This window comes from Gilliamella sp. Bif1-4, assembly GCF_001690535.1.
Lineage (GTDB): Bacteria > Pseudomonadota > Gammaproteobacteria > Enterobacterales > Orbaceae > Gilliamella > Gilliamella bombi.
In genome coordinates this window covers 1-2,729 of the sequence record NZ_LZHC01000075.1, presented here as the reverse complement: position 1 = coordinate 2,729, position 2,729 = coordinate 1, and the positions used below count along the sequence as shown (strand labels likewise).

Below are 2,729 nucleotides of genomic sequence, written 5' to 3'. Positions count from 1 at the left end.
ATTAGCTCCTTGTGAAGTATAACCGTTAGGGAGTGTCGTTCCCTTTCCAGCAGATTTAACACTATTTTGACCAACAACCGCTGAAGCAATTATTGCTGCCGAATGCATTGCGTTATCAAATTTAATCAAGTTCCGGGCAGATTCAATACTAATCCCTAAACCTTCTGACAAATTCTGAGCTTTATATTCATTAAAAGCTGCAAGATCTTGTCCTTCTAATTTGTTTATCTGGCTCAATATTTGTTTATAACCATCATAGTACTTAGTATAGTTAGAATAAGCATCATTATAGGCTATATAATCTTCTGGTTTGATCGTTTTAAAATAACTATCGTATGCTGCTTGTAGATCTGCTCTGGCTGCACTGCATTCTAATGAACTTAAATTCTGGCAAACCGTATTTAAAATTTCATTTCGTTGCTCATCCAAAGCATTTAATACAGCGACTTGACCTTGTAGTTCTTGTTTTCGGTCATCCGAAACAATCATTATTCCTTTTTCAATTAGGTCTAATTGGGCCTGTGCATCTTTTCTCTTTTTATCTTCTGATACATTTAAATAATTATTCTCAACCGCATTTTTACCCGCAGCAACGCCAGTATTCACATCTTGAATATCACCACCGGCAGCGGCTATCGCAAGGCCTGTGGCGAGTTGTGATAGGGCGCTGATTTGTTGTCTTTCTTCTTGTGATAATTCCGCTACTGTTTTACCTGGGTAAAGAATACCCATGATAACCTCAGCACCACGTTCACTTGCAGCAGCACCTAAGCCACCCACTAGGGCGGAGTTGCCTTGCAGCTCGGCTACCACCGCACCGAGTATGGCATGGCTGACAGTATTGGCAACTATATCACCTTCCGTATGCTGTTTTATAATAGTTGCTATCTTCGGCGCGAGTGCCCCTGCGGCGGCCCCTGTCATGTCGCCACTGATTAAGCCGTTGATGAGGCTAACCGCCATGTCAATGCCTTGACGGGTGTCACTGCCCATCGCTGACATGCCTTCGTTCATCGCCTTTTTGTAGGCGTCTTCGTAGATTTTTTGTTGCTCTTCTTCTGTTAGTCCCTTGTTTTTACTTTTCTCTTTTTCCTTTTCAACCGCTTCTTTTGCCTTGGATTCGGCTCTTATCCGGTCTATATGATTAAGCATCGTTAACGTTTCACCACCAATTTCACTTACTAACTGCGTTTGGTCAATGATGTCTTGCTCTTTTTGTTTGTTAAAGATGTGTTTGAGCTCGTTATTCGCCTGCTCAGTATCTCGGCTTAGTTCGTTGATATCTTGTTTTTGGTCATCCTTATTGCGGATAATTATCGTCCCTTCCGATACCGCTGAATGCGTCGTCGAATGTTCGCTTTCGTTTTTGTTGCGACTGGTTGGCATCGATGGCATGCCGCTAGAGCTTACCCCTGCACTGCTGCTACTGACTTGGTAGTCCGCTTTGTTTTCGATATCACTAAAGCTGATTGTGCCGGTGTCAAGGCGGTTTTGGCTCTTGTCTTTCGCTTCTGAGGTTATCACCGCACCTTTTAAGTCAGTGTTATTGCCTACCTTAATGTCAAAGCCACCACTGCCGGCAAAAATACCCGATTGGTCAGTCACACTTTGCCAGTTGCTGTCCATTTTCGTTTTGCTCGCCGAGGCATTAATACTACTTGAGCCTCCATAAGAAAAACTTCCCCCTACCGAGGTTGACGTGCTTTTAGAGTGGAACTCATCGCTGTCTTGTTTCGATTCAATATTAAGGTCATGACCTATATCAGCCACCACCCTATCGCCTTTCACTTGCCCTGCAACAATGTTGGCGTCATTACCCGTGATAATCGTAAGCTTATTGCCTGCCTCTACCACACTTTCTGTCCAATCGGTACCGTTACCTTTTTCGCGGGATTTGCTTTGGCTGGCACTGGCCGAGATGGTAAAGCCATTTTTTTCTCCACCAAAGTTATAGCCCACGCCTACCGAGCCACTGCTATTCTTCTCTTTAGTGTCAGTTTTGGTCGTGTTTTCTTGTCCGATGATGTTAACATCATGGTTCGCTTTGAGCATTACATCATGACCGGCAGATACCTGACTGCCAATGATATTGATATCGCCACGCTCTTTTTGACCATTGCCCGTCGCAATAATGCTGAGGTTATGCCCCGCTGAGACGCCACTACTTACTACGGTGTGTTGCTCTTGGTTTACCGTGCGTTTGGTCTTTTCACTGCCCAAACTGACATTAATGCCAATCGAGGCTTGTGGTGTGCCATTTTGTAAATTAGCACCGCCCTCTAGCGCCGCATTACCCGCTTGTAACCCCGCTTTAATATTCATCAGCGCTTTGTTTTTTTCATTGGTCTGCTTTTTCGCTTGCTCTCGGGTTTGGTTGGCGTTGTAAATATCACTCGCCGTGCCTGTTATCGAAATAGTAAGCCCTGATTTTTTGCGCTCATACTCTTCTTGATACGTCGTTTTCGCATCTAATGCTTCGATATTGACGTTTTCACCTTGGAGCAAGGAACGCTAAAAAGCATTAAAAAAAATTGAATAAAATAAATATATTTTTGACCTGTTTTTGTGATTAGATAGTGTTTGTTTTATTTTTTGAATGGCTGAAAACATGGTAAACAATGTGTAAAAGCCAATTTAAGACTACTGCTCGCCACTAATAATTATAGAACCTACTGACAAGATTTAATATCACTTTTAACTGGTAAATACACAAATTTAAGATGGTTATA

General features: G+C 42.7%; 1 protein-coding gene. It reads right to left on the bottom strand.

Annotated elements, in window-relative coordinates:
- Nucleotides 1-2,505, bottom strand: a 2,505-nt coding sequence (locus tag A9G25_RS11535) for a hemagglutinin repeat-containing protein (protein ID WP_176701129.1), incomplete at its 3' end; no start/stop codon positions are given.
- Nucleotides 2,506-2,729 lie beyond the last annotated feature (224 nt).